The organism is Xenorhabdus szentirmaii DSM 16338, assembly GCF_002632585.1.
GTDB lineage: Bacteria > Pseudomonadota > Gammaproteobacteria > Enterobacterales > Enterobacteriaceae > Xenorhabdus > Xenorhabdus szentirmaii.
The window spans coordinates 1,153,105-1,178,698 of sequence record NZ_NIBV01000001.1 but is presented as its reverse complement, the minus strand read 5'-3'; the positions used below and the strand labels follow the sequence as shown (position 1 = coordinate 1,178,698).

General features: G+C 45.6%; 19 protein-coding genes, 1 tRNA gene and 1 pseudogene. 10 read left to right on the top strand and 11 right to left on the bottom strand.

All coding sequences use genetic code 11. From position 1 onward, the window contains the following. Window positions 1–90: 90 nt before the first annotated feature. From yhjD to alkB, 3 genes and pseudogenes are all read left to right on the top strand, one after another. Window positions 91–1,074: an inner membrane protein YhjD gene (gene yhjD / locus Xsze_RS05490; RefSeq protein WP_038241086.1), complete on the top strand. Its 984-nt coding sequence runs from the start codon at window positions 91–93 to the stop codon at window positions 1,072–1,074. Window positions 1,075–1,641: 567 nt separating this feature from the next. Then, window positions 1,642–2,301: pseudogene (locus tag Xsze_RS05485) on the top strand (methylated-DNA--[protein]-cysteine S-methyltransferase); the annotation flags it as partial. After that, the gene (alkB, locus tag Xsze_RS05480; protein ID WP_422645798.1) at window positions 2,298–2,966 is read left to right on the top strand and encodes a DNA oxidative demethylase AlkB; all 669 of its coding nucleotides are present in this window, start codon (window positions 2,298–2,300) and stop codon (window positions 2,964–2,966) included. The pseudogene Xsze_RS05485 and the gene alkB, both read left to right, overlap by 4 nt. A 7-nt stretch (window positions 2,967–2,973) precedes the next feature. Here alkB and Xsze_RS05475 read toward each other — a convergent pair whose 3' ends face one another. The 8 genes from Xsze_RS05475 to Xsze_RS05440 form a co-directional block, all read right to left on the bottom strand. Next, window positions 2,974–4,452: an insulinase family protein gene (locus Xsze_RS05475; RefSeq protein ID WP_038241076.1), complete on the bottom strand. Its 1,479-nt coding sequence runs from the start codon at window positions 4,450–4,452 to the stop codon at window positions 2,974–2,976. 92 nt (window positions 4,453–4,544) lie between these two features. Further along, a complete protein-coding gene (locus tag Xsze_RS05470; RefSeq protein WP_038241073.1) occupies window positions 4,545–5,252 on the bottom strand; it encodes a HAMP domain-containing protein in 708 nt (235 codons plus the stop codon). 181 nt (window positions 5,253–5,433) lie between these two features. Continuing rightward, window positions 5,434–6,450, bottom strand: a complete 1,017-nt coding sequence (gene dppF, locus Xsze_RS05465) for a dipeptide ABC transporter ATP-binding subunit DppF (protein ID WP_038241069.1) — start codon at window positions 6,448–6,450, stop codon at window positions 5,434–5,436. Beyond that, window positions 6,447–7,427 carry a dipeptide ABC transporter ATP-binding protein gene (dppD, locus tag Xsze_RS05460; protein ID WP_038241068.1) on the bottom strand — a complete coding sequence of 327 codons (981 nt, stop codon included), beginning with the start codon at window positions 7,425–7,427 and terminating at the stop codon, window positions 6,447–6,449. The genes dppF and dppD overlap by 4 nt, the downstream gene beginning before the upstream one ends. Window positions 7,428–7,439: 12 nt before the next feature. Continuing rightward, the gene (dppC, locus tag Xsze_RS05455) at window positions 7,440–8,342 is read right to left on the bottom strand and encodes a dipeptide ABC transporter permease DppC (RefSeq protein ID WP_038241067.1); all 903 of its coding nucleotides are present in this window, start codon (window positions 8,340–8,342) and stop codon (window positions 7,440–7,442) included. Window positions 8,343–8,352: 10 nt separating this feature from the next. Next, the gene (dppB, locus tag Xsze_RS05450) at window positions 8,353–9,372 is read right to left on the bottom strand and encodes a dipeptide ABC transporter permease DppB (RefSeq protein ID WP_038241066.1); all 1,020 of its coding nucleotides are present in this window, start codon (window positions 9,370–9,372) and stop codon (window positions 8,353–8,355) included. 144 nt (window positions 9,373–9,516) lie between these two features. Beyond that, on the bottom strand, window positions 9,517–11,127 hold the full coding sequence (gene dppA, locus Xsze_RS05445) for a dipeptide ABC transporter periplasmic-binding protein DppA (RefSeq protein ID WP_038241065.1): 1,611 nt from the start codon (window positions 11,125–11,127) through the stop codon (window positions 9,517–9,519). A gap of 608 nt (window positions 11,128–11,735) precedes the next feature. Continuing rightward, window positions 11,736–11,812, bottom strand: a tRNA-Pro gene (locus tag Xsze_RS05440). Here Xsze_RS05440 and Xsze_RS05435 point away from each other — a divergent pair. The 6 genes from Xsze_RS05435 (at window position 11,785) to Xsze_RS05410 (ending at window position 18,881) form a co-directional block, all read left to right on the top strand. Beyond that, window positions 11,785–12,033, top strand: coding sequence for a hypothetical protein (locus Xsze_RS05435; protein ID WP_071991837.1), 249 nt, complete (start codon window positions 11,785–11,787; stop codon window positions 12,031–12,033). The two genes, Xsze_RS05440 and Xsze_RS05435, sit on opposite strands and share 28 nt — an antisense overlap. A 448-nt stretch (window positions 12,034–12,481) precedes the next feature. Then, entirely contained in the window at window positions 12,482–13,762 is a 1,281-nt protein-coding gene (locus Xsze_RS05430; RefSeq protein WP_038241060.1) for a type III PLP-dependent enzyme domain-containing protein, read from the top strand. A gap of 148 nt (window positions 13,763–13,910) precedes the next feature. Further along, window positions 13,911–14,942: a fatty acid desaturase family protein gene (locus Xsze_RS05425; protein ID WP_051462543.1), complete on the top strand. Its 1,032-nt coding sequence runs from the start codon at window positions 13,911–13,913 to the stop codon at window positions 14,940–14,942. 149 nt (window positions 14,943–15,091) lie between these two features. Further along, window positions 15,092–16,210 (top strand): aspartate-semialdehyde dehydrogenase, encoded by a 1,119-nt coding sequence (gene asd, locus Xsze_RS05420; RefSeq protein ID WP_038241059.1) that lies wholly within the window; start codon window positions 15,092–15,094, stop codon window positions 16,208–16,210. A 62-nt stretch (window positions 16,211–16,272) separates the two neighbouring features. After that, window positions 16,273–17,178 carry a hypothetical protein gene (locus Xsze_RS05415; RefSeq protein ID WP_038241056.1) on the top strand — a complete coding sequence of 302 codons (906 nt, stop codon included), beginning with the start codon at window positions 16,273–16,275 and terminating at the stop codon, window positions 17,176–17,178. Between the two features lie 122 nt (window positions 17,179–17,300). Beyond that, on the top strand, window positions 17,301–18,881 hold the full coding sequence (locus Xsze_RS05410; RefSeq protein ID WP_038241052.1) for an MBL fold metallo-hydrolase: 1,581 nt from the start codon (window positions 17,301–17,303) through the stop codon (window positions 18,879–18,881). A gap of 399 nt (window positions 18,882–19,280) precedes the next feature. Here the strand turns inward: Xsze_RS05410 and Xsze_RS05405 are convergent, their stop codons facing one another. Further along, window positions 19,281–20,543, bottom strand: a complete 1,263-nt coding sequence (locus Xsze_RS05405; protein ID WP_038241051.1) for an ATP-grasp domain-containing protein — start codon at window positions 20,541–20,543, stop codon at window positions 19,281–19,283. Window positions 20,544–21,026: 483 nt separating this feature from the next. Here Xsze_RS05405 and sstT point away from each other — a divergent pair, with 483 nt between their 5' ends. Then, window positions 21,027–22,247: a serine/threonine transporter SstT gene (gene sstT, locus Xsze_RS05400; protein ID WP_038241153.1), complete on the top strand. Its 1,221-nt coding sequence runs from the start codon at window positions 21,027–21,029 to the stop codon at window positions 22,245–22,247. A 214-nt stretch (window positions 22,248–22,461) separates the two neighbouring features. Here the strand turns inward: sstT and glyS are convergent, their stop codons facing one another. After that, window positions 22,462–24,531, bottom strand: a complete 2,070-nt coding sequence (gene glyS / locus Xsze_RS05395) for a glycine--tRNA ligase subunit beta (RefSeq protein ID WP_038241050.1) — start codon at window positions 24,529–24,531, stop codon at window positions 22,462–22,464. A gap of 9 nt (window positions 24,532–24,540) precedes the next feature. Continuing rightward, entirely contained in the window at window positions 24,541–25,461 is a 921-nt protein-coding gene (gene glyQ, locus Xsze_RS05390; protein WP_038241049.1) for a glycine--tRNA ligase subunit alpha, read from the bottom strand. Window positions 25,462–25,594 lie beyond the last annotated feature (133 nt).

Below are 25,594 nucleotides of genomic sequence, written 5' to 3'. Positions count from 1 at the left end.
TATTCGCCTATACCCAATGGGTATTCATGACCAGATACTCATGGTATTGCCATGAGTAAAATTAGGCACAATCAGATTTAAGGGGATGTAATGCCAAGTGACCATGAAAACAGGGAACAACCCAACCGCACACCGTTAGAAAAAGGATTGCACCACAGCAAAAAAGCACTTTCTATGACGATCAGGATTGGAAATGCCCTCCGCCGAATTCCTTTTATCGCCCATTTCATCCGGGCTGTACAACGTTTCGATGACCGGATGGGGAGCCAATTTGGTGCGGCAATTACCTATTTTTCATTTTTATCCCTGATCCCCATTCTGATGCTCTCTTTTGCCATTGCGGGGTTCGTGCTGGCCTCAAACCCGGATTTACTGGCACGCCTGATCAATGGCATCGCTAACAGCATCAGTGATCCCTCTCTCGCCAACACTCTGAAAAACAGTGTTGATACCGCCGTTAACCAGAGAACAACCGTAGGATTGACCGGTCTGGCCATTGCACTTTATTCAGGGATGAACTGGGTGGGTAACCTGCGTAAAGCCATCCTCGCCCAATCCCGTGATGTCTGGGAACGGGACCATGAAGATAAAGAAAAAATCCATTCTCAATATATCCGCGATTTCTTCTCTTTATTTGGGCTGCTCTTTGCGTTGGTCGTTACACTTTCACTGACTTCCATTGCGGGTTCAGCCCAGGCCACTATCGTCCGAGCCCTTGGATTGGAAGGCATTGAATGGCTTCACCCTGCGTGGACATCCATTGGCATGGCGATTTCCGTTTCAGCCAACTACTTGTTATTCCTGTGGATATTATGGATACTGCCGCGTCATCGGCCGGAAAGAAAAGCCTTGTTCAAAGGCACGTTAATGGCTGCCATCGGCTTTGAAGTCATCAAATATATTATGACCATGATGCTGCCACGCCTTGCCAGCTCTCCTTCAGGCGCGGCGTTTGGTTCAGTGATTGGCTTGATGGCATTCTTTTATTTCTTCGCCCGTCTGACACTATTTTGTGCAGCATGGATAGCCACGGCGAAAGAAACAAAACCGGAGTCACTTACCCGCGAAAAATAACTCACTGAATTGAGAGCCACAGCCAAAAAATATCATGACAGGGTCAACATCAAGGCGGTTTATACCGCCCTTTTTGAGCAATCACCAAAATAAAATATCCGGAAAAGATATTGTTGGGTATTCCAATAAAAAACCTATGTCATTGCTTCCTGATTAAGATATTGGATAAAAAACGCCATCAATATCAATAACCCAGAAAATCATCGTGATATTCAAATCTATTTTATGATATAAAAATATTTATAAACCCCAAAAACACCTGAAATAAAAATATGTTTTTATTTTGCCATAAACATAAAATCCCACATATTTTCCCTGTTTCCAAACAGGTTGCTCAATGGGTTTCCAACGGGGAGGAAATAAAAGGGAATATCCGATACATTTATATTGAATCAACAGAAGAGATTCGCAAAACTATTATAGATAATGCCCTATTTGAAAAATACTTCCCCGGTATCAAGGAGAACAGTGTCACTATCAAAGATAGAAATAAACCACTCCGGGAAATGAATGACAGGTTACTCGTCAGAAAAATCACTCAAGAATTATCTTCGGTTTGCAGGCAGTGCCTACCGAGGCCAGCGATTACGGGATAATTTAGGGCAAACTGACAATGTCACTCATGCTATTTTAGATGCCGGTTTCAATTCCAGCAGCCGATTCTATGAAATATCATCTGATTTATTGGGCATGACACCCAAAATATGGCGAACAGGCGGGAAAGGAATGCAAATTTACTTTGCTTTAGGGGTCTGTTTGCTGGGGTACATTTTAGTCGCCCAAAGCAAAAAAGGCATTTGTGCCATTTTATTGGGAGATGATCCAAGTAAACTCCTGCAAGATCTCCAAGACCAATTCCCGCAAGCTGAGCTTATTGGTGGTGATCATCACTTTGAACAACTCATCGCGCAAGTTGTCGGATTTATCGAAACACCAGAAATCGGCCTGGATCTGCCTCTGGATATTCGCGGAACCGCTTTTCAACAGCGGGTTTGGCTTGCCTTACGGGAAATACCGGTGGGAACGACGGTCAGTTATGCTGAAATTGCCAGACGCATTGGTTCGCCCAAAGCCATTCGCGCCGTTGCCAACGCATGTGCGGCCAATATACTGGCAGTCGCGATTCCATGCCACCGTGTAGTGAGGAGCGATGGCACTTTATCCGGATACCGTTGGGGGATTGAAAGAAAACGTAGTCTGCTAACCCGGGAAGCCAAAAAATGCTGATAGACTCTCTATTTGCCAACGATGATAGCATCTCTCGCCAATGGCAAGAGCCGCTGGCAAAAGATTCCGTTGTCCTGCGGGGGTTTGCTTATCGTGAAGCCCATACTTTATTGCATCACATCATGAATGTCGCAAAGCAAGCGCCCTTTTACCATTTTGTCACACCAAGCGGGCATGTTATGTCAATCGCGATAACCAATTGTGGCTCTTTGGGTTGGACTAGCAGCCAACAAGGGTATCTTTATACCAGAACAGACCCACTGTCGGGGCAAGCATGGCCCTCGATGCCAGCAATATTCCGGCAGATAGCCCAACAGGCTGCCAGCGACGCCGGATACTCAGATTTCTTGCCGGACGCTTGCCTAATCAATCGATATTATCCAGGCTCGCGTTTATCGTTGCATCAGGACAAAGACGAAGACGATTTATCCCAGCCTATCGTCTCTGTCTCTTTAGGATTAACCGCCACGTTTTTATTCGGCGGGCTGCAAAGGGAACACCCGAAGCAGCGAATAACGCTGACCCATGGTGATATTGTCGTGTGGGGAGGGGATTCCCGCTTAAACTATCACGGTATTTTGCCGCTTAAAAATGGGATTGCCCCCGAGCCACTGCAAGAGCAGGTTCGTTATAACCTCACATTTCGACGAGTGACTCGGGCCTGAGATAGTTTTATTTTGTCTCTTTTGCCTTTTTTACCTCTTCAGGTACTTTCAGCGTGTCCAATACCGACTCTGGCCGCATTATCTGGTTGAAGCTATCTTTAATGCGATTCACATCAACCTTTGCCTCACCTTTTGGTTGTATCAAAATAAAAGAGATTTCTTGAGATAACATCTCTTTCAGTTTTTTATTCAAAATTTGTGGGGTCAGAGAAGATAAAAATGACTGCCTCAGCCGTTGAAATTGTTCTGGGGCAATATCTATTACGTTATTTTGTTGGGATAACAAACGTTGGCTGATCAAGACATCCGTTTCTGTTCGAGCATACATAGCAAATAACTGTTGAAGATGCGCTTTTTTCTGGGCATAAAGCGCATCAAACTGTTCCTGCGGTAATCCGTTTTCACGCAATGATGACAACTGAGCAGCCAGCTGCAAGGTGGATTCCATCAGTTTGTCCGAAGGTGTATCCAAATTGAGTGAGCAGCTCGCACGTTGGTAAAGTACGCGGCAATCCAAGCCCAATTTCATATCATCCTGCTTCCCTTTCAGGCCCAATTGCAGGTAGCGATAAAGCGCCTCGCGTGTCAGATCATTCAACCAATACTGAAGCAAAGTCTGCGAGTCATTGATGGGCAACCAGTTCACATTCCAGGTTAAGGACAAATGATCTTGCTGAGCTTTATCGCTTTCCACACCAATCGTTGCTACTTTCAATGGCAGAAGTACCGGCACGGAAACAGGCGTTTGCCGTTTTCCTTCCAGTGTGCCGAATTCCTGATTAATCCGCTCTGAGATCAATCGATTGTCAACATGCCCTGCTATATACAGCGTCATCGCATCCGGCGTGTACCATTGCCGATAAAATTTCTCGACTTTCTTTATGTCCACTGGCTCTGATACCTGCATGCCAGGATCGTGGTCAATCAGCGTTGAGCCTTGCAACCGCATATGCCATACGGGATCTTGCACATCCAGTGGAAAAGTCGTGACAGGATACTCTGCTTTCTTCATGGCCTGAGCCAGTGTCTCCTCCGTGAATACAGCATCACCCGCAATATTTGACAACCATGTCAGGGCATCTTTCAATAAGTCAGGGCGATTATTCGGTAAGCTCAGGCTATAAAGGGTAAAATCGTAGGAAACAATGGCTGGAGGGAAAGGGTTTTTGGTATCAACCGCATTGTGCCACAGATTTTCAAGTTTTTGAGATGATAAACCCTTACTACTGGATAAAACAATTTTGGGAATAAGGTAGGTATAACCTTTTTGTTGAGTTTTCTCAGCCAGAGATCCTGTTTTCACTAATAACCGAAGCTGTATCCGGTCATTCGGCCTCTGTGGTGTCTGTAAGATTTGCCAACTGAAACCATTATCAAGTTTACCTTGTTGCCAAGCCGGATCAGGCTGCAAAGTTTCTGCTTGAACCAGGCAAGTTGTTGCCAGAATCACGCCACCAATAAGATATCCGATTTTGTTACTCTGCATTCTTACATACCCCTACCTGTTTAGTTTTATCCTTCAAAATCTAAGATAATTAGAACGACCAAGGATTAGACCATTATTTATCTGGTAATGTTTCATTTTGATTGTACTTTCTGCTTATTGCTCTGACGATTGTAGCCTTTTATCAACAATCCTAACTCATCATCCTGATGACTTTCAGGGCAAGGTAAGGGGGCCGGTGATTGCTCTCCATTCAGTTCCCGCGCAATATCACGTAATGGATGTATGATAATACGATTTATGCACCAGCTTATTGATATCGTAAGGATGAGTGCGAGTAATAAATAGGTAGTCAACATTAACGCAAGTGTACTCAAGGCAAAACGGTATACTCGATTAGAATCGACCTGCAAGATAAGGTGACCCTGCGGCTGTGCATCTTTTGGTGATATCCCATAAAAGTAAAGGGGGATATTAACTTCAACGGGAATGCCAAAAAGCTGTTTTGCCAGCTTAGGGATTGGGTGGTGATCTGCAAAATTCAGGCTCATCACCCTAACATTATTGGGTAAAACAATATCCGCTCGTCCCAGAATACCCGAGGTTTTTAGCCCAACCACCAGCGTTTTTGCTTTATTGAGATCTGAGCTTAATAACGCCTCCGCCAAAGGCGACTGGATCTGTGCTGCCGCGTTGTTAAGCTGGCTGATATAATCATCTTTCCGTTGCTGCAATAAATGCGATAACTGGATAATGATGAAAATAGCAATGGTTACCAAAGTGACACCTGTCACTGCGGCCATTTGTTTAATAGTTAATGAACGTTTAACACGCAACTTCATCTTATCCAAACCGATAATTATAAAAATACTGAATAGCACACCTTAACAATGCGGGTGAGTATACTTGATTTTCTCTACGGTCGTCTTATTTTGATGAGTTCAATGAATAAAATGACCGGGGTATATTGAGTGACATGTCGAGTGACCAGCATCATCACTGTTATACCACGGCCAGACGCGATTATGTGGATCGATTTTCATCCTGTTCAACCGCGAAACATGAAATTAGCTGTTCACCATATTGCTGCAACTTCGGCTGAAACTGAGTACATGAACTCAATGCACGCCGGCAACGAGCGGCAAAAGCACACCCCGGAGGAGGATTCATCGGGCTCGGCAACTCTCCCGTCAGCTTAATGCGCTCACGGCGAAGTTCAGGATTCAGGCGAGGCGTTGCAGACAATAATGCCTGAGTATAAGGATGTCGTGGATTATTAAAAATGACTTCCTTGCTGCCTTTCTCAACACAGCGCCCTAAATACATGACCATGACTTCATCAGCAATGTGTTCAACAACCGAGAGATCATGGGATATAAAGACATAAGACAGCCCCAAGTCCTGCTGTAAGTCCATCATCAAATTCAAAACCTGCGCCCGCACCGAAACATCCAGAGCAGAAACCGGTTCATCAGCAACGACGATATCAGGGTTTAGCATCAAGCCACGGGCAATGGCAATACGTTGACGTTGCCCACCAGAAAACATGTGCGGATAACGTGGGTAGTGTTCAGATTTCAGCCCCACTTTCGCCATCATCTGCAAGACCTGCTCCTTGCGTTCCGCCGCTGTCAGTGAAGTATTAATCAACAATGGCTCTTCCAGAATCTGCCCTATTTTTTTACGGGGATTCAAGGATGCATAAGGGTTCTGAAAGACAATCTGAATTTTCTGACGGCGAAGTTTTTCGGCTTCTTTATTGGGTACTAATAAATCTTGCCCCAAATAATAAAGCTCACCCTCAGTTGGCTTCTCAATCATGGTCAGAAGGCGGCCCAAGGTGGATTTTCCACAACCTGATTCCCCCACAACGGCCAACGTCTTGCCTTTTTCTAATTCAAATGAAACCCCGTCCAATGCCTTAACCATGCGCTCAGGTGAAAACATACCTGTTTTCACTGGGTAGTATTTTTTTAAATCCGTGGCTTTCAGTAAAATCGGCTTGGCCTTTTCCTGATCACGATTTTGTTGGATGCTCATACTGTCGGCCTCCCCTCATCATCCAATGGCATATGACATTTAACCTGACGCCCTCCCAAGGTTTTCAACGGCGGCTCTGCCTGACGGCACTGTTCATTGGCATAAGGGCAGCGTGGATTGAGCAAACACCCCATCGGACGGTCATATTTTCCGGGCACAACACCCGGCAGTGATGCCAAACGGGACTTGTCCACGGCAAATTCAGGCAAAGCCCGCAATAATGCCTGTGTATAAGGATGCCTCGGCGCACGGAAGATTTCTGTTGCCTTGCCGATTTCCACAACCTGACCCGCATACATCACGATAATGTGATGCGCCGCTTCCGCAACCAGCGCCAGGTCGTGCGTGATCAGCAGCAATGCCATGTTTTCTTGCTGTTGTAACTCCAGCAGCAATTCGATGATTTGCGCCTGAATGGTGACGTCCAGTGCTGTCGTCGGTTCATCCGCGATCAGGAGTTTAGGCCGGCAGGCGATAGCCATGGCGATCATGACACGCTGACTCATCCCTCCCGATAATTGGTGCGGATAAACGTCCAAACGTGAAGCCGGATCGGGGATACCGACCTGAGTCAGGAGATCGATAGCCCTTTGATGCCGGGTTTTCCGATTTCCACCCTGATGCACTTTCAGGGCTTCCATGATCTGATAGCCCACGGTATAACACGGATTCAGGCTCGTCATGGGGTCCTGAAAAATCATCGCGACTTCCGCCCCAACCAGCTGACGGCGCTCTTTTTCTGAAATTTTATTCAGGTCACAGCCATCAAATTCCAGCTTTTCCGCCATGACCTTGCCCGGATAATCAATCAACCCCATTATTGCCAGTGAGCTGACCGATTTGCCTGATCCGGATTCTCCGACAATGCCGACAACCTCTCCCTGCTCAACACTGTAGCTGATACGGTCAACGGCGCGGAAAGGTGTCCCTTCGTCGCCGAAGTGCACCGATAATTGATCTACATTCAACAATGCCATTTCACAATACCCCTACTGCTTGAGCTTAGGATCGAGCGCATCACGCAACCCGTCCCCCATTAGGTTAAACGCCAATACCGTCAACAGGATGGCCAGCCCGGGGAAGGTCACAACCCACCATGCACTCTGGGTAAATTGCAGAACATCTGCCAGCATGGTTCCCCATTCTGGGGTCGGTGGCTGTGCCCCCATTCCCAGAAACCCTAAGGCTGCCATATCGAGAATGGCATTCGAAAAGCCCAATGACGCCTGCACAATCAGCGGTGCAAGACAGTTTGGCAGGATATTGATGAACATCTGGCGCATAGCGCCTGCCCCCGCGACCTGAGAGGCCGTAACGTAATCACGGTTCACTTCAACCAGCACCGCCGCCCTGGTCAGGCGGATATAGTGAGGCAGGGCGACAAAAGTCAGCGCCAACGATGCATTGACAATGGACGGGCCAAAGATGGCCACCAGCACCAATGCCAGCAACAGGCTTGGCAGGGCCAGCATAATATCGACGACACGCATGACAATGATATCCACGATGCCGCCAAAATAGCCCGCCAACACCCCCAGGGCAATGCCCATTATCAGTGACATCAGGACGACCAGACAGCCAACCAGCAATGAAAGGCGTGCGCCATACATCAGGCGGGACAAAATATCGCGCCCAACGTCATCTGTCCCGAGGATAAACTGCCAGCTTCCGCCTTCTTGCCATGCCGGCGGTGTCAACAACGCATCCCGAAACTGCTCCGCAGGCCCATGGGGGGCCAATATACCGGCCAATAGCGCCACCAGCAGCATCAGGATGATGTAGATAAGGCCAATGACAGCCCCTTTATTGCGTTTGAAGTAGTACCAGAATTCCTGCATCGGTGTCATTAATTTTGGTGCACCTGATACCGCTGCCTCAGTTGTTTGAGTCATCATGTGCCCCTTATTTTTTATGGCGGATACGTGGATTGACGATGCCATACAGCAAATCGACCACGAGATTGACTAAAATGATCATGGTTGCCACCAACAGCACACCACCCTGTACAACCGGGTAATCACGGCGTTGCAGCGCATCAACCAGCCAACGCCCCAAACCCGGCCATGAAAAAATCGTTTCTGTCAGGATTGCCCCCGCCAGCATGATACCGACTTGCAGGCCGATGACCGTGACGACCGGTAAAAGAGCATTGCGCAGAGCATGAACGATGATGACCCGAACACGGCTCAACCCCTTTGCCCGCGCAGTACGAATATAATCTTCACCCAGCACTTCCAACATGGCAGAACGGGTCATGCGAACAATGACCGCCAATGGGATTGTACCCAGAACAATGGCAGGCAAAAGCATGTGCATCACGGCATCAACAAAATCGCCGTCTTCTCCCCAAAACAGCGTATCAATCAGCATAAATCCCGTCAGGGGATAGCTGTCATCAAGGAACACACTATCACTGATACGGCCGGAAACAGGCGTCAGATCCCATTGGACGGAAACCAGCATGATTAACATGATCCCCCACCAGAAAATTGGCATGGAATAACCTGTTAATGACAAACCGATGGATGTGTGATCAAAGATGGAACCACGCTTAACGGCTGCCAATACCCCTACCGGAATACCGACGGATATAGCGAGTAACATCGCGCAGAAGCCTAATTCTAAAGTCGCTTTGAAGCGCGGAACAAATTCATCCCACACAGGAATGCGGCTCTTCAGGGAGAGACCTAAATCACCATGCATTACGCCATTGATATAATGAAAATATTGCTCCCAGAGAGGTTTATCCAACCCCATTTCAGCCATCAGTTGAGCATAGCGTTCAGCAGAAACACCACGTTCTCCCGCCATAATCAGCACCGGGTCGCCGGGGATCATATGCACAAAAGCGAAAGTCAGCAGCGTGATACCAATAAACGTCGGGATGACTAACCCCAGACGTCGGAGGATAAATTGCAGCATATCCTGAATTCTCTTTTTAAATACCAGTCACGGCTCTTGAGGCCGTTTGGTGTCATTCCAGATTTGACTTGCCCATTAAAGAAGCGAAACCATCCCACAGAAAAATCTGCGGGATGGGCAATCACAACAGCTCAACAGCAAGCGTTATTTGAGATCAACATTGTAAAAATGGTGTTTCCCAAAAGAATCGACCACATAACCTTTCACTTCTTTGCGAATAGGTTCGTAAACCGTTGAGTGAGCAATGATCACTGCGGGTACTTGTTCATGCATCACAACCTGAGCCTGTTTATAAAGCTCTGTGCGTTTGTTGACATCAGAGGATTCGCGCGCTGCTTTGAGGATATCTTCAAAGGGTTTGTAACACCATTTGCCATAGTTAGAACCGTTATCCCGGGCTGAGCAACTAAACTGCGTCGTGAAGAAGTTATCAGGATCACCGTTATCCCCTGTCCACCCCATCATCACGGTTTTCGGTTCACCATCTCTGGCACGTTTCAGGTATTCCCCCCATTCATAACTGACAATTTTGGCCTTAACGCCAATTTTTGCCCAGTCAGCCTGAATCATTTCCGCCATGCGGCGGGCGTTCGGGTTATAAGGACGTTGGATTGGCATGGCCCACAAATCGGTTTCAAAACCATTCGGGAAGCCGGCTTCTTTCAGCAGTTCCTTAGCCTTGGCGGGATCATAGCTGTAATCTTTAATATCGTTGTTGTAACCCCACATGGTAGGAGGAAGCAGGTTTTTCGCTTTTTGTCCTGCCCCCTGATACACAGCATCAATGATGGCGTCTTTATTGATGGCCATTGCCAGAGCCTGACGCACTTTCAGATTATCCAGCGGCGGCTTAGTCACATTGAAAGCAAGATAACCGGCGTTCAAACCAGCCTGCTCTTTCACCACAATGTCTTTATCCTTCTTCATGCGGGATATATCTGCCGGGTTGGGGTATGGCATGATTTGACATTCGTTTTTCTGTAATTTTGCATAGCGGACGGAAGCATCAGGCGTGATGGAAAAGACCAGACGGTCAATTTTCGCCTTGCCAGCCCAATAATCCTTGAATGCTTTATAAAGAATGCGGGAGTCTTTCTGATACTGCTGTAGTTGGAACGGGCCTGTTCCGATTGGGTTCAGGTCAACTTTCTCCGGTGTACCTGCCTTCATCATCACATCGGCATATTCTTGAGACAAGATAGACGCGAAATCCATCGCCAGATTAGCGATGAACGGTGCTTCAGGGTGTGAAAGTTCAAAGCGAATGGTGTAATCATCAATTTTGTCTACTTTGCTGATGATATTCCCCATATCCATGCCAATGAAATATTCATAGCTGCCTCCCGACACCTTATGGTACGGGTGGTTTGCATCCTTCTGACGCATAAAGGTAAAAATCACGTCATCGGCATTGAAATCACGGGTTGGCTTGAAATCCTTACTGCTTTGCCATTTTACGCCCTTGCGCAAATGGAAAGTATATGTCTTGCCATCTTCGCTCACATCCCAGCTCTCAGCTAAACTCGGGATGATCTCTGTTGTACCTAATTTAAAATCCACCAAACGGTTATAAATGGTCGTAGAACTGGCATCATAAGTTGTCCCTGTGGTGTATAACTGCGGATTGAAGCCCTCAGGGGAACCTTCAGAACAGTAAACCAGTGTCTTGGCTTGAATGCTGGCCGTTACCGCCAGTGCAACAAGGCCAACACCCAGTTTTAACAAACCGGACTGTTTTTTCTTGGAGATGATCATGACTTAAGCTCCATTTGTGATGTTTATTGTGTCTAGCCAGCCCAGCGTTCGTTTCCTGTAATGCCACTGTCCCAGCTTGTTTTGTTATTTTTCGTTTATCAATTAATCAATTGTTAAGCATGACGTCAATATAAACACACTTAACAAAAGAAACATAATAAAAACACAAAAGAAAACATTTATTAACATACGTGGTCAAAAAATATGACATTTACCACATTAACCAGATAAATAAGCCAAAATTTCACCGATTGACAAGAATTAATCTCTAGTGATGATAATTTTGAATTTGTGACCAATTACTTAAATAATGAGCAATTCAGCTTCCGAGAAAAAACAAGGGATATGAGATAGGAACGAAGTGAATATGAATAAAATAATTAGAATATAAACGGTTAAAGGAAGATTAATCACATTCCTTGTTAAAATCATAGTTTTGTTATGAATTCAGCTTACTGATACAGGTTGCATGAGGAGGTTGCACCTTGAATATTTCACTCAGCATTGAATGTCGAATAGCCTTAGATGATTTAGTGAAGGGAGAAAAGAACAGGTGGAAAGATGAGTATATAAAAAAACCCGCTCATATGAGCGGGGTTTCAGAATGCTGGTCGGCGAGAGAGGATTCGAACCTCCGACCCACTGGTCCCAAACCAGTTGCGCTACCAAGCTGCGCTACTCGCCGAAAACGAAGCGCATCTTACTGCCTGTCCCCTGACCCGTCAATACCTTTTTAAAGATAAGTGTTTAATTGATGAAAATACAACCATGACACCGGTTATGGCATCCCTTTATGAACTAAAAATCATCACCACCAACAATAAAAACCGCCAACTATTTCAGGCACACACCCTCATTGCATTGTTACCACGACTTTATTGCCACGACTTTGTTGCCACCACCTGAAATTAAATTAAAAAAATTTATATTTAAACCGACATTGTCAGATATTACCCAAACTTAAACCTGATGTCAGAAAAACTCAATATTATGATATTTAAGTTTATTTAAGAAAAAAACCTTTTAATGCACTAAATAAAATCCGATGAATGCAATCACTTCATTTCAATAAAAGTAAAAATATTTGAATATTCACTGATGGTATCACCCTGAGTTCACAAGCATAAGAAATGATACTTATGGGATATAAATTATTAGCATTAATCATCTTCTAAAAACAAAATAAACAGATAATATCAACAATCATCAAACAAAAATTAAACAACCATAGAGCATTTATTTAACACAAAAACAACAAATCCGAGTATTAAGGTTTCCACTTTAGGCCTGCCATCAGTATGGATGTAGGTAATGACTCTCTATTGTCTAAAAATGTTAATCTAAGGAAAACATTGTGAATAATATTGAAACATTGAAATTTCTGGAACCTGATGAAATTCCTCATTTAGTCGAGAAGTATGGGACTCCTCTGTTTGTGTATGATCTGCCAACTATCAAAAAACATTATGATTATTTCTGCCAGATCCCAAACCCATACGGCTTGACCGTGCGTTATTCCGTCAAAGCAAACCCAACACGGGCTATTTTGGCTCAGTTCAATAAATTGGGTGCCTCGTTTGACGTGAGCTCTGTCTGGGAAGCCCGCCGCTGCATCAACGCAGGTATTGATGCAAACAAAATTCTCATTACTGCCCAGGAAATTTCAGAAGGCTGGGAAACACTGTGTAAGGCAGGAATGGAATTTGATGCCGGTTCACTGCAACAGCTGAAAACCTATGGCGAAAAATTCCCCAACACTCAAGTCTCAATACGTATTAACCCGGGTTTTGGTTCCGGATTGGTGAAAAAACTCACCAGTGGGGGTAACCACTCAAGTTTTGGTCTGTGGTTCGAACAGTTTGATGAAGCGATTACTTTGGCCAAACACTATTCTCTCACCATCAAACGGGTTCATCTGCATATTGGCTCAGGGCATGATTCAGCGGTATTGGAAAAAACCGTAAACCGTGCATTGGAACTGTGCGCCAAAGTGCCGAGTGTGACTCATCTGAACTTAGGAGGTGGTTACAAAATCACCGCACTCAATAGTGACCCTCATTACGATCATCATGCCATGGGCAGTCGTGTAAGTGCTTCGCTGGAGCAATTCCAACGAGAAACAGGCCGCAAGTTACATCTGGAAGTCGAGCCGGGCACTTTTTCCATGGCCTTGTCAGGATCGTTGATCACCCGTGTCATTGACGTCGTCAATACCGGAGACAACGGTTACCGTTTTATCAAGATTGATGGAGGACTGACCGAAATTATGCGGCCTTCCTACTACGGCGCACTGCATCCTCTCGTCGTCGTAAAGCATGACGGCACACTAGAAACCAACGATATAGATGAACAGATGGTCTGCGGACATTGCTGCATCGCTGGTGACAGTCTGACGCCAGTTGCTGGTAATACCGAAGATTTTACGCCAGTTCTTCTGGCTCGCGCTGAAATCAATGACTACTTGGTCGTTGAACGTACAGGTGGTTATGCCGCCAGCATGAGTGTGAAGAACTTCAATTCCTACCCAGAAGCAGCAGAAGTGTGCCGCGTAAGCAAAGGGGCTTACCACATCATACGTGAACGACAAACTCTGGAACAAATGACACAAAACGAACGCGATCTACCGTTAATTTGAAACCGTTCTGAACTTCCCAACACGATAGAACATAACAAGTTAATCCGATGCAAGGATATTTCCTTGCAATGGCCTCCCATGGGCTAAATGCAGAGTTGTTGGTTGTAAATCTCTTTGGTTAACATTACTTTTCATTTAAGGAAGCAACATGAACTCTAAAGATTCCCTTGTGCCTGATTTACTTGCGGGCGATCTGGAAGGTAGTACTGACGTCCAATTGGCTCCGATTAAAGGCAACGACTTACGCCGCAGCTTACCACGAGAATATTTCGTCAAAAAGCCTGCGGTATTTCTCGGTAAAATGCTCTTCGCTTTTGCACTGATTGCGCTGAGTTGGTTCGGTATCTGGTATGCACTCAATACACCGGCAACCCCCGTCTCCATATTAGCGGCACTTGCCGGCATGCTAGTCAGCGGATTGATCTATGCCCATCTCATTGAACTGCAACATGAGTGCCTGCATTTCCACGCGTTCAAATCAGCCAAACTCAATCGCTTTTTCGGTGTGTTAGCGGGATTATTCATGTTCAGCTCTCATTCACACTACCGTTACGACCATTTGCGCCATCATGCCTATCTCGGCACGGAGCGCAATCAGGAACACTTTGATTACCGCTTTAATAATCTGGATTCTATAAAAGGTTTTACCATCGCTTTTTTCGACCTCAACCGTTATCGCCGAGTGTTTAGTATCCTGGGTGCTGCATTTACGGGTAAGCCCATTTCAGGAGTCAACAAAGAAGAAACTCAGGGCCAAATCAAGCATGAGTATATGATCTATGCCGTTATATTCTTCTTGAGTGTCATCGCTTCAGTGTATTTCCAAACCTGGCTGTTCGCACTGGCTTGGTGGATACCCACACTCGTGATTGCTGAAGGTGCACATTTCATGATTGAAATGCCGGAACACTATGGCCTGAATACTCAGACTGAACCAGATGTACTGGGAAATACCCGGACAATCCGCACCAACAAGCTCATCGCCTGGTACGTAAATGGTAACCATACCCATACTGCGCACCATTTTCATCAGGGTGTGCCTATGTGCAATGTAGGCAAGCTTAATGAATTAATTAAACAAGAGTTGCAAGTCGTAGAAACGTCTTACTTTACTTTCTATTGCGATGTTATCCGTGGACGAATTAGTCACCGCTTAGATGCAACCTGCATGATCCGTTGATTTAATTAACATTGTTATAATTAATATATTGGAATTTGTTTTCGTTAAATAACACCGCCCGATCTTTGATGACTTCAATCGGGCGGTGATGTATAACAAATTCGGTGCAAGTTATTAACAATGTCTAACTTAAATATAGGTTGATGAATATGAAACAAGTAGGCTTAGTCGGTTGGCGGGGAATGGTGGGTTCAGTCTTGCTGGAACGCATGTTGGAAGAAAATGATTTCCAGGGCATTGCCCCGCATTTTTACAGTACGTCCAGCGTGGGTGCTATCGGGCCAACCATTAATGGCATCACTTATCAGTTAAAGGATGCCAATGATATTCAAGCGTTGGCAGAAATGGATATCATCATTACCTGTCAGGGTGGCGATTACACCAAAGCGATTTACCCAGCGTTGAAGGAGAGTGGCTGGCAAGGCTATTGGATTGACGCCGCCTCGGCGCTGCGTATGGATAAAGATTCTTGCATTATCCTTGATCCGGTCAATCGTACTCAAATCGACAAAGCGATCAATGATGGCCTCAAGCTGTTCGTGGGGGGGAACTGTTCTATTACCCTGAGCTTAATCGGCCTCGCAGGATTAATCAAAGCCGATTTGATTGAATGGATGAGCCTGATGACCTATCAATCCGCTTCGGGTGCAGGGGCCAAACAAGTACGTGAATTAATCACCCAGAGTGCTTACGTCAGCCAGCACCTTAGTGCGGAAGAACTCACCAGTAAATCACCAATACTGCCGTTGGTGAAAAAAGTCAGCACATTGATCGGCGGTTCGGAAATACCAACTGACGCCTTGGGCGCTCCATTAATGGGTAGCATCATTCCTTGGATAGATAGCGATCTCGGTGATGGAAACAGCCGGGAAGAATGGAAAGGTGAAGTGGAAACCAACAAAATCCTGGGGCTACAGCCCGGTACTATCCCTGTTAACGGTCTGTGCGTTCGCGTTGGGGTCATACGCTGCCACAGCGCTGCCATTACAATGAAACTGAAACGTGAAGTGAGTGAGCAAGAGTTTGCCAGCTTAGTGCAAGATGCGCATCCGTGGGTGAATTATGTTCCAAACAATAAGGAAGACAGCGTTAGCAAGTTAACCCCTGCCGCCATCAGTGGTTCACTCAAAGTTGGCATAGGCCGTTACAAAAAAATGTCACTTAACAATGAGCCTATCTATTCCGTATTCACCGTGGGTGACCAGCTACTTTGGGGAGCGGCAGAGCCACTGCGACGGATGCTAAATATCCTTCTCGGCCGTGCGTGATAAGCCAATGATGAAAAATAGGGTAATAGCATAACCTCCGTTCCTCCATTAAAGGAAATATTATGCGTCAGTATCTCGGTTACATTGCTGCTTATAGTTGGTGCTTTATCACCGCCTTTTCAATGTTACTGACTAGTGAAGTGAGTCAACGCCTGAGTCCTTTCATTGTCTGCTTTTTTACCTTTTCCCTGACGACTGTGGTTTTTGTATCCTGGAATATCCGCCATATTGGTGCGCTGTGGCGCCGTATCCGAGAAAAATGCGTTATTGGCCCAGTACTGGGCCTCAATGCCAGCAGTTTCGTCAGTTGGGGATTATTGATCTACCCGCTCACTTATCTCCAGCCAACGTTGGTCGCGACACTCACCCTCGGGATCAATCCGATTGCGACAGCGGTGATTTCCCGTTTGTTCCAGAAACAAGTGTTATCGGTCAAATTACTGGGTATCAGCCTGGCACTGTTTCTTATTATTGTCTTTCTCAGCATTCGGGCTTGGTATGGTGAAGGCATTATCGCCGGCACACCGCCCCTGCAAATTGCGCTGTCGTTAATGTGTTGTTATCTTTCCGGTATTGCGACTTCGGTGAACAATATCCTGACTAAAAAAATCATGGTAAATGGTTTTGGTATTGTGGATGTCATGTGTCTTCGCTTTTATCTCACCATCATCCTTTCCGGGATTATTGGTTTCTCCACTCACAAGGTCGTGCTCAATCAGGATCTGGCCTTGTCCATCCTGCAAACGACCTTAATCTTTGTGATAATACCGATGGTATTGATACAGCTGGCCCTGAAAACGCTCGACCCGCTCAGAGTGGCAATTGTCTCTCCGTTAATGCCGGTGTTGGTTGTGCTCATGCAGTTGTATGGCAATGCCAGCATACTTTCACAAGCAACGATCAGCGCCACCATGATGACTTGGCTGTTAGTCTCTGTGGGCACGTACTGGGCCATGAAAAAGGTTTAACTCGCTACACGACAGGTATGCCCGCGCTCTTTGCCGGCTACCTATCTCTATATGTTAAGTAGGCAGGTGCAACAGATTTTCTTTACGATATTTTTTACTACTGATTAAGGATGGATACTGCAATGTCGTCGAAATTATATCTGAAACCTAATACCATTCTCGAACCCCTACTGTGGAACTGGCACGCCTGGTCCCATCTGATGAGTCCACTGACTGCATCCATGCATATCAAGAACCGCCATTTACGCGTCATGAAACGCTTTATTGAAGCTGGCAACAAACCCAAGGTTAAAAACCAAAAGTTTGAAGGAGGCCCAGTAGTGCAATTGGATGGCACTTTTGTCAAAGACGTAGAAAAGCTCCTCAACAAAACATTGGATGAATGTCAGGATCTGATCGCACTGGCAGAAGGCATTGAAGATGCTTCCCTGCAAGTGCTTGAACCCGCGGGTAAAACGCTGGAACCTCTGTATGATTCACTGCAACCGGCAATAAAAGGCCTGATCGAGTTAGTCTACAATTTAAATTTCCAGCCCGGATTAAAATTTTATGAGTCGCTGGTGTGGCAGGATTATTATTCCACGGAGCCACAATCGATTGCTTTCTCACAAATTAACTCTGATCAACGCCCATTCATCCTTGGGACACCCGTGCTGCAAACCGATAAAAATCTGGTTGTGAAGTTGCCATTCGCCTCATCCATCATTGATGATATTCAGCGCTCTACTTATGTTGGCATTGACCAGCAACTGTTGATGGAGCAACTGCAATTGGCACCGGCCCAGCTGGATTCTTTGCTGAAATTCTTCAGTACCCAGCCCATTGCTACGCGCAATCAGAGCTATGACGGTGATGGTGTCCGGGTACGCTATTATGGTCATGCCTGCCTGTTGATAGAAAGCAAAGATACATCAATACTCATCGATCCACTTATCAGCTACGATTACCCTTCCGATATTGAACGTTTTACTTACAGTGACTTACCGGAGCAGATTGACTATGTACTCATTACCCATGCCCATCAGGATCACTTTTCCATTGAAACGCTGCTCAAAATTCGCCATCGCGTAAAACACATTGTCGTACCGCGTAATGACCGGGGTGAACTTGCTGATCCTTCCTTGAAGCGCATTCTGGAACAACTCAACTTTAAAAACGTAATTGAACTGGAAGAGATGGATCAAATTCCACTGCCAGGAGGCGAAATCACAGCCATTCCGTTCATTGGTGAACATGCTGAGTTAGATATCCAAACTAAGCTGGTTTACAACGTGCGCCTCCATGGTCGTTCTTACTTCGCAGGCGCAGATCTCAACAATTTCGATGGTGATGTCTACCGCCGCGCATTTCGTTCATTGGGTGATATTGAGGTTGTATTTATCGGTATGGAATGTGACGGCGGGCCAATCCATTGGTTATATGGGCCTCTGATTACCCGCGACTACGACAAAGAAGCGACTCGCACCCGCACATTGTCCGGCTCCGATTGCGCCAAAGCGACTGCACTTATCGAACATATTAACGCCAAACATGCCTATGTTTACTCAATGGGAGAAGAGCCTTGGCTGAATTACATCATGAACATCGATTATTCACCGGAAGCGTTACAAATCATTGAATCAGATCGTTTCATTCAGCAGAACCAACAGAAAGGCCTGTTTTCACGCCGGCTATTTGGTAAGGATGAATGGATTTTTTCCTAATTAACGCTGTAAAGTGATTATCCTTTTTATAAAAAGGTAACCCTCCGGTTATTTACGATTGTGCTGTTGTTAATTCATTATTAATCTGCTGCGCACTTAGATTGCCATCTAATTAAATGAGTAGATTAAAGGAAACAGCAACAGCATATTTCAATCATTCCTGTTTTTACCCACGAATAAAATTGAAATCATCTTATTATTCCAATGCGATATATTTTATCAATATAACTATAAATGTAAAATTAATATAATGGTTAGAAATTAAAACATACCCGTGAAGTGATAAAAAAACAGAATTAGAATAATGCCGCACAAGGAATGAGGACTATATTAAAATGCTCACCAAGCAGCCAAAAGCATTATCAATCCAGCGCTAGCACAACACGGGATGAAAAAGTATCAGGCAACTTGAACGTGTTCTTCGAATAATTGTTGAATAAGCTGATAATCCGCCAATAAGGTCGATTCATCGTCAGCTGCTAAATTCACCATTCCGGGTGAACTACTGAGGTCAAACGTTTTGACTAACATATCACCAACCTTGGGCTTAAGATTGTAGTTAACCACACTGGAGATTTTATCCAATTGAGCGGGGAAATCGAGAGCTGTGATCTTTCCCGCCTTGCGGGATGAAAGCATAATCTGTAATCCTCGTTTTTTAATGTGGTAGTGCTGCCCAATGTGCTGTAGAAACTTTTGTGGTTCCAAATAGCTTTCTAACGTCAGCGTGATTTGGTCATGACCCAGACAAACCTGATTATATAATGGATCAACAACCCCACTGATACGCGAAGCGATCTCCACCAGCTTTGGACCACTTGGCGTAATAATCACTTCAGCATGGGCTGGGCCGTATTTAATGCCCAAGGCATCCAGTACCTGAAAAACATAATCTCGCAGCAACGTATATTCTTCACTTTGACTCTCTACCAGATGGTTCTTATTGTAAATCTGTGCATATCCCTCAATACGCGTTTTGTCTGCATACCAAATATCCGCCATATAGTGCTGGCCATCATGGCTCACCGTATTAACCATATATTCTTTGCCCTGAAGGAAGCTTTGGAGCAATACCGACTGGTTTATTGTTCCCATATTATTTTCAGCCCCCATCACCTGATGGAATGCATCAGCCAATTCCTGCTCAGAATGACAAAAATGCACACCATTAGTACCGGCACTGTCTAATGGTTTAAGTACGATTGGCCATTCCTGACTGCGGGCAAAGGCTTGTGCTTCTTGCAGACTCTCCACCCGGCAATAGCTCGGGATAGGTATTCCAGCAGCGGACAGTACATCAGCCATCGCATTCTTATCACGTCTCGCCAGACTTTTTTCAATCCCGTTGCTGTGCAATTTAAAATGGTGGCTGAGCTTATCAGCCATAAGCACCCCAGGCTCAACGCCGGGTAGAACTTCACATAATTCGGCATCTAAGTCCCGCAGCAGGTTTTCAATATTTTTCACCGTGGCAGTGAAATCACCACCGTGAATTAGAGTTCCATCGTAATGTTCCAGTTCAGAAAGTGTCAGACGCGGTAACGGTTGTAATGTACTGAGCAAATGGACACAAAGGTAACCCTGCTCCTGAAGATAGTGGCGAAAGTACCGGCCCGGACCATAAGCATCAACGATAATAAAAAGTTTGTTACATGAAGACATAACCCGTTTCCTATTTTATTGTATGCAGTGAATTTAAATTAACCATGACGACAAGCTGACTAAAAAAATAAAGATATTAAATTTATGAACCAAACCCCAAGAAAGCACAATACTTATAAAAGAAATTGTGACATTGCCCGAAAACAAATAGCCCTGACGATAAGTGAACAAACTATAGAATCAATATTATTGATTCTATTTAGTTACTAAGCTCATATTTCAGTAATGATAAAATCATTGGCCTTGATATTACCGAAGATATTTTCCAATGGATAGCGCCTAAAACCGCAGGATGCCTGCATCTGCATGGTGCCAAAAAATTCAATGGAAAAATTGCCGTTTAGGTCACACATGCGTTAATTTAAAGTTATTCCCATAACTTGTAAATGGTAAATTAATTGCGTTTCTTATTTTATGGCCTTTCTTTTATTTTAAACCAAAACACAAATAAATTAATTAATTCACAAAATGAAAATAATAATGATGAAAAGAAAACAAAAAAGATTTTTTCAATACATTGCTCAGGGAAATCAGGTTACACAAATTATTATTGGATTAATCGCCGGGATACTGATGGCAGGGTTATTTCCCAATGCCGCAAAATCTGTCAGTTTGCTTGGCACGTTTTTTATTGGTGCCCTGAAAGCCACCGCCCCTGCATTAGTGTTAATCCTTGTCATGTCCTCAATTGCCAATCATAAAATAGGACAAAAAACTGATATCAGCCCGATTATATCACTCTACTTTATTGGCACCTTTCTTGCTGCCTGTGTCGCTGTTGTCGGCAGCATGATGTTCCCTTCAACATTGCGTTTAGTCGTCAGTGAAGTACACCTCCCCTCCCCGGAGAATATTCTCGACGTCTTGCAAGGCGTACTGATGAATATGGTGACAAACCCTATTAGCGCCCTTCAAAATGCCAACTACATCGGTATTCTGACATGGGCAGTCATTTTGGGAATTTCCCTGCGTTACAGCAAGACATCAACAAAATTAGCCCTTCAGGATATGGCAGGGGCAGTAACACAAGTTATTCGTGTCATTATTCGTTTTTCTCCCATTGGAATTTTCGGTCTGGTATCTTCAACTATAGCAACAACAGGTTTCGATGCCTTATTAAGTTATGCGCACTTACTATCCGTGTTAATTGGCTGCATGTTTTTTGTTGCTTTCGTCGTTAATCCATTGATTGTTTATTTAAAAATTCGTCGCAACCCTTACCCGCTTGTCCTTGTTTGTTTACGGGAGAGTGCCATAACGGCATTTTTTACCCGCAGTTCTACAGCGAATATTCCCATTAATATGGCAATATGCCGCCGGATGAATTTAAACGAAGATACTTATTCTATCTCCATCCCCTTGGGGGCGATTATCAACGCAGGGGGGGCGGCAGTCACAATCACGGTATTAACACTCGCTACCGTGAATACTTTGGGTATCAATGTTGACCTTCCAACAATATTTTTACTGAGTGTTATCTCCGCAATTGCTGCGTGTGGGGCTTCTGGCGTTGTCGGCGGTTCTTTACTGTTAATCCCGGTGGGATGCAGCATGTTTGGTATTTCAAATGAAATATCCATGCAAGTTGTTGCGATTGGCATGATTATCGGTGTTTTGCAGGATTCCGTTGAAACAGCATTAAACTCTTCTACGGATGTACTGTTTACTGCGGCAGTTTGCCAGACAAAATCTGATAGCCAATGAGAATCAAAAACCTCTCATTAATTCCCGTTGCATAAAAACGGTAACCGGGAAAAGTGAGTGCCGCCAACCAGCGACAACGCGAAAGAACAGGGAATCCTTCCTGATTTAACGCAAAAAAAACCGCTCACTGTTAAGCGAGCGGTTCTACGGCAAACAGTCAAATGACATTCGCCGGTTAATGCTTACTCCGAATAATGCTTACTCCGGATAATGCTTACTGAAGCAATGAAATATCCGCGACACGCAAGAACAAGTCACGTAGTTCACTTAATAGTGTCAGGCGGTTGATTCTCACTTCGTGGTCTTCATCCATCACCATCACATTGTCGAAGAACGCATCCACAACTTCACGCAGGGAAGCCAGTTCAACCAGTGCATCCTGATAGTTGCCTTCAGCAAACAGAGGGGTCAGTTTTTCCTTCAACACAACCAGGTGCGTTGCCAGTTGGATCTCTTCTGCCGCTTTCAGGACGGAAGCCTGAACGCTGTCATTCAGTTTTTCTTCTGATTTTGCCAGAATGTTGGAAACACGCTTATTCGCCGCAGCCAGAGAAACGGCCTCATCCAGAGTACGGAAATGCGTTACCGCTTTCATGCGGGCATCAAAATCAGCGGGTTGAGTCGGGCGGCGTGCCAGTACAGCCTGAATAGTATCAACGCTGTAACCCAGCTCCTGATACCAGGCACGGAAACGGCCAAGCATAAACTCAACCACATCATCCACGGCTTTCTCATTGGTCAGCTTGTCACCGTATAAACGAACCGCTTCCTCTACCAGAGTCTGGAGATCAAGGGGCAGTTTTTTCTCAACGATGATACGCAGAATACCCAATGCCGCACGGCGTAGCGCAAACGGGTCTTTATCCCCTTTCGGATGTTGGCCAATCCCGAAGATCCCTGCCAATGTATCCATTTTATCGGCAATGGCGACAGCACAGGAAACGCCGGTTGATGGCAATTCATCCCCCGAGAAGCGTGGCTGGTACTGTTCGTTCAATGCCAACGCCACATCTTCGGCCTCACCATCGTGACGGGCATAGTGCATACCCATGACACCCTGCGTATCGGTGAATTCAAACACCATGTTGGTCATCAGGTCACATTTGGACAACAGGCCCGCGCGAGCCGCATGTTCCACATCTGCGCCGATTTGTTCCGCAATCCAGCCAGACAGGGCCTGAATGCGGTCTGTTTTATCGCGCAGTGTACCCAGCTGTTTCTGGAACAGAACGGTTTCCAAACGTGGCAAATTATCTTCCAGACGCTGTTTGCGGTCTGTTTTGAAGAAGAATTCCGCATCTGCCAAACGCGGACGCACCACTTTTTCGTTACCGGAAATAATTTGCTGTGGATCAGAAGATTCGATATTGCTGACGAAAATAAAGTTCGCCATCAATTTTCCTGACTTATCGTAAACAGGGAAATATTTTTGGTCGCCTTTCATGGTATAAACCAGTGCTTCGGCAGGAACATCAAGGAATTTTTCTTCGAATTTCGCTGTCAGAACGACAGGATATTCCACCAGAGAGGTCACTTCTTCCAACAAGCTGTCATTCAGATCAGCCACACCACCAAGCTGTGCGGCAGCCTGTTCTGCATCATGTTTGATAGTCGCTTTACGCGCTTCATAATCCGCGATAACACGGCCACGCTCCTGCAAAATGGCCGGATACTGTTCAGCATTCTCAATGGTGAATTCGGCCTCACCCATAAAACGGTGACCACGGATAACGCGATCCGATTTAACACCCAGAATTCCGCCATCAATCACTTCACTACCCAGCAGCAAAGTCACTGTATGCACAGGGCGGACAAATTGGGTTTCTTTATCACCCCAGCGCATTAATTTAGGAATGGGCAATTTCCCCAGAGAGCTGCTCACCATATCAGCCAGCAGTTCTTTTGCTGCACGGCCTTTGACCTGAGCACGATAGAGCAGCCACTCGCCTTTGTCCGTGACCATGCGCTCAGCCTGAGAGACGGTAATACCGCAACCCCGTGCCCAGCCTTCCGCCGCTTTGGTCGGTTTGCCTTCGGCATCAAATGCCTGAGCAATGGCAGGACCCCGTTTTTCCACTTCACGATCTGCCTGTGCCGCCGCCAGATTTGTCACTTTCAACGCCAAACGACGAGGAGCAGCAAACCAGGTGACTTCACCATGACCCAGATTAGCGTTGTTCAATTCCGCTTCAAAATTAGCCGCGAAGGATTCCGCCAGCGAGCGCAACGCCTTTGGTGGCAACTCTTCTGTGCCGATTTCCACAAGGAAAGTCTGTTGAGTCATGATGGCCTCTCAGTCCTTATTTATAGTCTTGTTACACATAGGGAAGCCAAGCGCCTCGCGGGAGGCATAATAAGCTTCAGCAACTGATTTGGTCAGGGTGCGGATACGCAGGATATAACGCTGACGTTCAGTCACGGAAATCGCTTTACGGGCATCCAGCAAGTTGAAAGTATGGCCCGCTTTCAGAATACGTTCGTAAGCTGGCAGTGGCAGAGGAACTTCCAGTGCCAGCAGCTCCTGTGCTTCTTTTTCATATTGTTCAAAACAGGTGAACAAGAAATCGACATCGGCGTGCTCGAAGTTATAAGTGGACTGCTCAACTTCATTCTGGTGATAAATATCACCATACGTGGTTTTACCCAGCGGGCCATCGCTCCATACCAGATCGTAAACGCTGTCCACACCTTGAATGTACATCGCAAGACGTTCCAGGCCGTAAGTGATCTCGCCGGTTACCGGCTTGCACTCAAGTCCGCCAACCTGCTGGAAATAAGTGAACTGAGTCACTTCCATGCCATTCAGCCAAACTTCCCAGCCCAGTCCCCAGGCACCCAATGTCGGGTTTTCCCAGTTATCTTCAACAAAACGGATATCGTGAACGGTAGGATCAAGCCCTAACTCTTTCAAGGAACCAAGGTACAGCTCCTGAATGTTATCCGGAGATGGCTTGATGATGACCTGAAATTGGTAATAGTGCTGGAGGCGGTTTGGGTTTTCGCCATAACGACCGTCAGTCGGACGACGAGAAGGTTGCACATAAGCCGCTGCAATGGGCTCAGGCCCTAAAGCTCGCAAGCAGGTTATAGGATGAGAGGTTCCCGCGCCGACTTCCATATCCAGTGGTTGGACAATGGTACAGCCTTGACGCGCCCAGTAATCCTGTAATGTCAGGATGAGCCCTTGAAAGGTTTTGGTATCAAACTTTTGCATGTTGAATCCGCACGCGATACATAAGAATTAAACGAAAGAGGCCAGTATACCCTTTGACCGTAAGATATACAGCACTGATCTCCCCTCAATTTTGCCGCAGTATAAAAAAATCTTATTCAAGTTCCTTTACTTG

Excerpts from the sequence above, each read along its gene's own strand:
- yhjD (WP_038241086.1), top strand. The coding sequence starts at position 91 with ATGCCAAGTGACCATGAAAACAGGGAACAACCCAACCGCACACCGTTA.
- Xsze_RS05475 (WP_038241076.1), bottom strand. The coding sequence starts at position 4,452 with ATGCAGAGTAACAAAATCGGATATCTTATTGGTGGCGTGATTCTGGCA.
- Xsze_RS05470 (WP_038241073.1), bottom strand. The coding sequence starts at position 5,252 with ATGAAGTTGCGTGTTAAACGTTCATTAACTATTAAACAAATGGCCGCA.
- dppF (WP_038241069.1), bottom strand. The coding sequence starts at position 6,450 with ATGAGCATCCAACAAAATCGTGATCAGGAAAAGGCCAAGCCGATTTTA.
- dppD (WP_038241068.1), bottom strand. The coding sequence starts at position 7,427 with ATGGCATTGTTGAATGTAGATCAATTATCGGTGCACTTCGGCGACGAA.
- dppC (WP_038241067.1), bottom strand. The coding sequence starts at position 8,342 with ATGACTCAAACAACTGAGGCAGCGGTATCAGGTGCACCAAAATTAATG.
- dppB (WP_038241066.1), bottom strand. The coding sequence starts at position 9,372 with ATGCTGCAATTTATCCTCCGACGTCTGGGGTTAGTCATCCCGACGTTT.
- dppA (WP_038241065.1), bottom strand. The coding sequence starts at position 11,127 with ATGATCATCTCCAAGAAAAAACAGTCCGGTTTGTTAAAACTGGGTGTT.
- Xsze_RS05425 (WP_051462543.1), top strand. The coding sequence starts at position 13,911 with ATGAACTCTAAAGATTCCCTTGTGCCTGATTTACTTGCGGGCGATCTG.
- asd (WP_038241059.1), top strand. The coding sequence starts at position 15,092 with ATGAAACAAGTAGGCTTAGTCGGTTGGCGGGGAATGGTGGGTTCAGTC.
- Xsze_RS05415 (WP_038241056.1), top strand. The coding sequence starts at position 16,273 with ATGCGTCAGTATCTCGGTTACATTGCTGCTTATAGTTGGTGCTTTATC.
- Xsze_RS05410 (WP_038241052.1), top strand. The coding sequence starts at position 17,301 with ATGTCGTCGAAATTATATCTGAAACCTAATACCATTCTCGAACCCCTA.
- Xsze_RS05405 (WP_038241051.1), bottom strand. The coding sequence starts at position 20,543 with ATGTCTTCATGTAACAAACTTTTTATTATCGTTGATGCTTATGGTCCG.
- sstT (WP_038241153.1), top strand. The coding sequence starts at position 21,027 with ATGAAAAGAAAACAAAAAAGATTTTTTCAATACATTGCTCAGGGAAAT.
- glyS (WP_038241050.1), bottom strand. The coding sequence starts at position 24,531 with ATGACTCAACAGACTTTCCTTGTGGAAATCGGCACAGAAGAGTTGCCA.
- glyQ (WP_038241049.1), bottom strand. The coding sequence starts at position 25,461 with ATGCAAAAGTTTGATACCAAAACCTTTCAAGGGCTCATCCTGACATTA.